Raw genomic sequence first — 6,369 nt, 5'->3', positions numbered from 1 at the left:
GGGGTCGCGGGTTCGAGTCCCGTCCACTCCGCCACTTATATTAAGCCTCAGTCGAAAGACTGAGGCTTTTTTCGTTTCTACTGCGGCGTTTCCCTGAAGTGTGTTTACACCTAACTAGACTACTCCCCATAATCCCTACTAAGCGAACTCTGCGTGATTACACACTAGGCTTTAATTAATATAGGCCGTTGATGCTGTGGAAAGACAATATGACCTACAAACAAACCTAAGTAATCTATGGTATTCAAAGGCATTCAACGGCTTGAATCTTGATGAGAAAGAAAAAACGAACTGTGCGCATAATCCAGAAAAGCGTCATATATACCTCCAATCTCTCCTGGCTCAAAAATCAAACGACTTGAAAAGAATTGGAAGGTGAAAGATTGAAGGAGCTCTTCATTAGCGAGGTGATGATTTTCGACGCTGAACATTTGATGAGTCTCAGAAAAAATATATCGCCAAGGGGTAAGAAGCGCCAGAACAGAGAGGGGGAGCTTAGCTCGAGGCTGTAAGCTATGCGGAATAACTCACAAACGTCAAAGCTCAAACCCATTAAGAGAGTCGCTCTAGATCTAAGTGGTTATGTGCTCACTAGCGGTACTAGAAAATAGTTAAGTATTCCAAATGGATTATATGAAAAAGCCAACTGCTAAAGCGGTTGGCTTAGTATAAAAATCTCGACGTACTTTAGAGCGAGAAATGATGTCTAAAGAATACGCTTTAAAACACCATCTGCCTTTAGGCGGGTAATTTTTCTGACCAGTCGCTGTACCCCTATAGGATAGTCTTCTACTTTCTCTAATTGCTTATAAGTACAGATAAGGTGAGTATGCTCAAGAATACGCGAAACTTCGTCTTCAAACTTCTCAGTGAGCTTCGCATAATTGTCTTGTATGAGTAGTCCATTTTCTAGGTCGAGTGACCAAGCACGTGGATTTAAGTTATTCCCAGTAAGTAGCATATAGCGTTTATCAACCCAAATACCCTTAAGGTGGAAGCTGTTATTGTCATGCTTCCATAGGTGAATTGACAATTTACGTGCGGCGATATTCGCTTCATTGGTTTTCGCAAAGCGACGTAAATTCACTTCGTAAAGATATGGAAGTCCGCCAATGGTTTTAAAGTCTTCCTCAGGTGCAATGTAAAAGTCGTTGGCGGTTTTATCACCCACAACAATAGTTACTTTCACACCACGCTTCATGGCTCGTTTCACTTCACGATGAAGTGCTTTAGGGAAGTTAAAGTAAGGCGTACAAATGAAAATTTCGTCTTGGGCTGCTGCCAATAACTTTACAATCTGTTGATTGAGTAGATTACGGCGTTTGCCTAGCCCAACTAACGGAGTGACTTTTACGCTTTCTTCTGTTGCAGCTTGGTCTTCAAACTTATAATTGGCTTGAGCAAGAGAAGCCCTCAGTTGGCGAATCGCCGACTTAATTTCTTTGGTTTCTGGCTTATCTTTTCCTGCAAGATCATTAACGGCAGGGTGAGCAATCATTTCTTCCTGAATGAATTGCACCATTGAATTCGCTAAAGATTCATGTCGAATCACATGGTAACGATCAAATCGATAACGTTCATGATAATGGAGATAAACGTTATTTAAGCTCGCCCCACTGTAGATAACAGTATCATCGACAATGAAGCCTTTTAAATGCAGTACCCCAAAAACTTCTCTGCCACGCACTGGTATGCCATAGACAGGGATTGGGTGTTGGTATTTGCTGGCATATGCTTTGTAAAGCGCTGAATTACCCTCAGATGTCTCCGCACCAATCAGGCCACGCTGCGCTCGATGCCAGTCGACACAGATATTGATGTCCAACCCAGGATTGCGCTGTTTCGCTTCATAAAGCGCAGTGAGAATTTCACGTCCAGCTTCATCATCTTCCAGATATAGAGCGACTAGGTAAATTCGCGACGTTGCTTTGCTGATAGCATCTAAAAGACGGGTTCTGAATGATTCTGCTGAATACAGAACATCAAAGTCTTCCGGATTGACAGCGAGACTTGGCAACTGTTCGAATGGATTCCTACTTACTATCATATCGGTATGAGTACCTTAGTTTAGTGCAATATTGCGAACCTGCCATTTTATCAAAGATATGATTTACCTGGCTACAAAAGCACGCGTTTTGATGTCGTTGAAGAGATGAATTGCATTGGAATGAGATCTTTACCGCTATCTACATAACGTTGAAATGCCATTTTTAGCGGGTGTGGTAGCTCAGAGCAATCAATTGTTGTGAATCCATGCTTGGAATAATAGGATTCGAGATGTGTAAACGCGAAGCAATAATCGCCATCAGTGAAAACATTGTTTTTACAATGAGTTAGTAGTTCTTTTCCAATCCCTGTTCCCCTAACTTTCGGAATGACCAACATTCCTGTCAATAGACGAACTTTATCTACACTTTTTAAACGTAGTAACGCAATGATTTCACCTTTATGGCTTGCTGTAATGATCAATTCATCTTTTTTGGCTCGACCCGCAGGGTAATACGCTTTGTATAGTTTCTTAATGAGGGGGAGCTTGATGGGATTTAACACTTCTATGATTAATGAGTCTGGTATTGTCACTGCGGTTAAAAGATAACTAATGTAGAATGTCGACAGTTTAAGAGAATCTTATCTGGTGTTGCAAACCTACTATGCAAATTAAAACAAATGCGAGCCTAAAGGCTTACCATACTTTTGGAATTGAACAATCGTGTTCCTATTTAGCTATCGTTGAGTCGCTTGAAGATGTTATTGAGCTATTTCAAAACCCAAGATTCACCCATTTACCGAAACTTTTTTTAGGTAAAGGAAGTAATGTTCTTTTTACAGAACATTTTGAGGGATTAGTGATTGTTAATCGAATCATGGGTAAAGAAGTCACGGAAACGGATGAGCACTACCTATTACATATTGCCGGTGGTGAAGATTGGCCTGAATTGGTTTCCTGGTGTGTGAATCAGGGGATCGGTGGGATCGAGAACTTAGCTTTGATTCCAGGTTGTGCTGGCTCGGCTCCTATTCAGAACATTGGTGCGTATGGCCTAGAGCTAAAAGACATCTGTGATTATGTAGATGTTCTTGATCTAACTACGTTTGAAAACAAAAGAATGCACGCCCAAGACTGTGAGTTTGCCTATAGGGATTCCATATTTAAACATGCGTTGCACGGAAAGTGCTTTATCACCGCATTAGGGCTTAAGTTGGCGAAGCAATGGCAGCCGATTAACCAGTACGGTCCTTTACAAAGTATCCCAGAAGAACAACTCAGCCCTGCTTCTATCTTCGAACGAGTATGCCAAGTGCGAAAGGCAAAACTGCCAGATCCAACCAAGATAGGTAACGCAGGTAGTTTCTTTAAAAACCCAGTGATCACGCAAGATCACTATGATCGACTCACAAAAAAATCCCCTAACGTAGTGGCCTACCCAGCTTCTGGAGGAATGAAAATTGCTGCTGGTTGGCTTATCGATCAGTGTGGATTAAAAGGGAAGTCTGTACACGGTGCGCAGGTCAACCCTATGCAAGCTTTGGTTTTGACCAACATGGATAATTGTAGTGCTGATGACATTGTCGCGCTTGCTTCTTTAGTGAAGCAGACGGTATGGGATAAATACCAAATCATACTTGAGCATGAAGTACGCTTTCTCAATCGTACCGGGGAGACGAATTTGACTCAGATCGAGGCATCTAGATGAGAAAAGATCACTCTACGAAACTTCATATTTTAAGGTTATTAAGTGATGGAGAGTTTCATTCAGGAGAAGCGTTGGGCGACGATCTTAATGTTTCCAGAGCGGCAATCGCTAAGCACATTAAAGGTCTTAGTGAATGGGGTATTGATATTTATCGAGTGCAAGGGCGTGGTTACCAATTAGCTTCACCATTGCAGTTGTTAGACGAGACACTCCTGACCACTAGCTCGGAGTCACTTGTTGAACTTGTCCCTGTGATTGACTCAACGAACCAGTATTTGCTCGACAGAGTCGTGGATTCGGAAAAGGGCCGTGTTTGTATTGCTGAATATCAAGCACAAGGGCGTGGTCGCCGCGGTAGACAATGGGTCTCACCGTTTGGCTCTAACTTATATCTCTCTATGTATTGGCGACTGGATGCGGGAATGGCTGCGGCAATGGGCTTGAGCTTGGTGATTGGGATTGCCGCAGTGGAAGCTCTGGAAGAAGTAGGCATGCAAGGTGTTAAACTCAAGTGGCCGAATGACTTGTATTATCAAGATAAAAAACTGGCCGGAATCTTGGTTGAAATGTCGGGTCAGGCCGGTGGGGCTGCTCATCTAGTGATTGGGATGGGCCTGAATATTGGAATGCCTGACGACCAGCCTGAGATTGACCAGCCATGGACCACGTTGAACCAAGTAAATCAGAGTCTCAAGATCGATAGAAATGTTCTAGCAATGACACTTATCAAGCATTGGAATTCCGCACTTGTCGAATATGAAATGAAAGGACTTACTGGCTTTATCGAACGTTGGAATCGGTTAGACAATTTCCTTAATCGTCAGGTCAAACTGCTTATTGGTCCTAGAGAGGTATATGGCGTCGTTCGAGGCATCGATCATCAAGGTGGAATATTAATTGAAACCTCCCAAGGACTAGAGACTTATATTGGTGGTGAAATCTCGTTGCGTAAAAGTGACTAATCTTCGATTACTTTCGCAACGAGACTTTATCAACCAAGTGGTTAACGCCTTTGTGTAGAATCAAGTGGGCTCTCTCACGAGTTGGAAGAATATTCAATTCTAAATTGAGCCCATTAATATCATGCCAAATTTGCTTCGCTTTTTTCTTTGCGTCATCGACAGAGAGTTGTGTGTAGTGGCTAAAATAAGAGCCAGGTTTCGTAAAGGCCCCTTGGCGAAACTTTAAAAAGCGTTCTACATACCAATGTTCAATGGTCTCTGTTTCTGCGTCGACATAAATTGAAAAATCTAAAAAGTCAGAGACGAAGACACGATGCGGGTCATGTGGATAGTCCATTCCACTTTGCAGAACGTTTAAACCTTCAATAATAAGAACATCCGGTCTATCCACTTTTCTTAGTTCATCAGTAATGTCATACGTGATGTGAGAGTAGATGGGTACTTCAAGATCGGGCTTTCCTGCCTTTACGTCAGACATGAACTCGACTAAACGCTTGATATCATAGGATTCAGGGAAGCCTTTACGATGCATGATACCGCGTTCTTCTAGTACTTTTTTCGGATATAGGAAGCCATCTGTTGTAACCAAGGAGACTTTGGGATGATTCTCCCAACGAGAAAGCAATGCCGTTAGAATACGAGCAGTCGTACTTTTGCCTACAGCAACACTGCCAGCGATACCAATTACGAAAGGGGGAGCATGTTCCTCTGTATTTAAGAATTGTTGTAATACGGAATTGCGGCTTTGACGAGCTTGGACATACAGATTCAAAAGACGAGACAAAGGAAGGTAGATCTCTACCGCTTCCTCCATGGTTAGGTTTTCATTAATGCCCTGAAGCGCAGTCAAGTCGTCTTCAGAAAGTGTCATCGGTACAGAGTTTCTTAACTCGGCCCAATTTGCACGGTCAAATGACAAAAATGGACTCATGGGTCTCTTTTATCCTTGGTTTAATAGAAGCAAGAACATACATCAAGCGAACTTCAAAGCAAACGACAAAGGTCGAAGTTTGCTTTAAAAAAGCTAAGTTTGTACGAATTTGCAGCAAACGAATCTAAAAAATCGAAATTTATGATTTTTTTTCAAATTACTATTGCAACCTAGAAAATCATTCAATAGAATGCGCACCACTTATGCCGACTTAGCTCAGTAGGTAGAGCAACTGACTTGTAATCAGTAGGTCACCAGTTCGATTCCGGTAGTCGGCACCATTCTTTCCTTTAGTAGTCTGAATGGCTTGAAAATTTGGAGGGGTTCCCGAGTGGCCAAAGGGAGCAGACTGTAAATCTGCCGGCACTGCCTTCGATGGTTCGAATCCGTCCCCCTCCACCATATTCTTTAGGAAATAGCTCTCAGAGTTACGTGTTGCGGGCATCGTATAATGGCTATTACCTCAGCCTTCCAAGCTGATGATGCGGGTTCGATTCCCGCTGCCCGCTCCACTCTAATTTGAGTGCTGATATAGCTCAGGTGGTAGAGCGCATCCTTGGTAAGGATGAGGTCGGCAGTTCGAGTCTGCCTATCAGCACCAGCTCTCAAGTTTATTTCCTTTTGATATTAGATTTACCAATTATCTTTTTTTGGTTGCGTGGTCAATTTGGGCCACCTAAATCCGTACCTAGAGGGACCACTCATGTCTAAAGAAAAATTTGAACGTACGAAACCGCACGTTAACGTTGGTACTATCGGCCACGTTGACCACGGTAAAACA

Annotated in this window: 5 protein-coding genes and 4 tRNA genes; 6 read left to right on the top strand and 3 right to left on the bottom strand. The window is 42.7% G+C overall.

The window, feature by feature from the left end:
* Positions 1–706: 706 nt before the first annotated feature.
* Positions 707–2,047, bottom strand: a complete 1,341-nt coding sequence (pssA, locus tag R7O12_RS23405; RefSeq protein WP_033907507.1) for a CDP-diacylglycerol--serine O-phosphatidyltransferase — start codon at positions 2,045–2,047, stop codon at positions 707–709.
* Between the two features lie 71 nt (positions 2,048–2,118).
* Positions 2,119–2,550 (bottom strand): GNAT family N-acetyltransferase, encoded by a 432-nt coding sequence (locus R7O12_RS23400; RefSeq protein WP_031781233.1) that lies wholly within the window; start codon positions 2,548–2,550, stop codon positions 2,119–2,121.
* Between the two features lie 101 nt (positions 2,551–2,651).
* On the opposite strand from R7O12_RS23400, the gene murB reads away from it, so the two are divergent.
* Both murB and birA read left to right on the top strand, forming a co-directional pair.
* On the top strand, positions 2,652–3,695 hold the full coding sequence (gene murB / locus R7O12_RS23395; RefSeq protein WP_318126438.1) for a UDP-N-acetylmuramate dehydrogenase: 1,044 nt from the start codon (positions 2,652–2,654) through the stop codon (positions 3,693–3,695).
* Positions 3,692–4,657 (top strand): bifunctional biotin--[acetyl-CoA-carboxylase] ligase/biotin operon repressor BirA, encoded by a 966-nt coding sequence (gene birA, locus R7O12_RS23390; protein WP_033907505.1) that lies wholly within the window; start codon positions 3,692–3,694, stop codon positions 4,655–4,657. The genes murB and birA overlap by 4 nt, the downstream gene beginning before the upstream one ends.
* Before the next feature lie 7 nt (positions 4,658–4,664).
* Here birA and coaA read toward each other — a convergent pair whose 3' ends face one another.
* Positions 4,665–5,588 (bottom strand): type I pantothenate kinase, encoded by a 924-nt coding sequence (gene coaA, locus R7O12_RS23385; protein ID WP_005388683.1) that lies wholly within the window; start codon positions 5,586–5,588, stop codon positions 4,665–4,667.
* A gap of 205 nt (positions 5,589–5,793) precedes the next feature.
* On the opposite strand from coaA, the gene R7O12_RS23380 reads away from it, so the two are divergent.
* From R7O12_RS23380 to R7O12_RS23365, 4 genes are all read left to right on the top strand, one after another.
* A tRNA-Thr gene (locus R7O12_RS23380) sits at positions 5,794–5,869 on the top strand.
* 36 nt (positions 5,870–5,905) lie between these two features.
* A tRNA-Tyr gene (locus tag R7O12_RS23375) sits at positions 5,906–5,990 on the top strand.
* 35 nt (positions 5,991–6,025) lie between these two features.
* Positions 6,026–6,100: transfer RNA gene (locus R7O12_RS23370), tRNA-Gly, on the top strand.
* A 13-nt stretch (positions 6,101–6,113) separates the two neighbouring features.
* Positions 6,114–6,189, top strand: a tRNA-Thr gene (locus R7O12_RS23365).
* Positions 6,190–6,369: the final 180 nt, after the last annotated feature.

The organism is Vibrio sp. Vb1574 (genome assembly GCF_033338675.1).
Note: the sequence above shows the minus strand (reverse complement) of the source record. Positions and strands in the feature narration are given on the sequence as shown.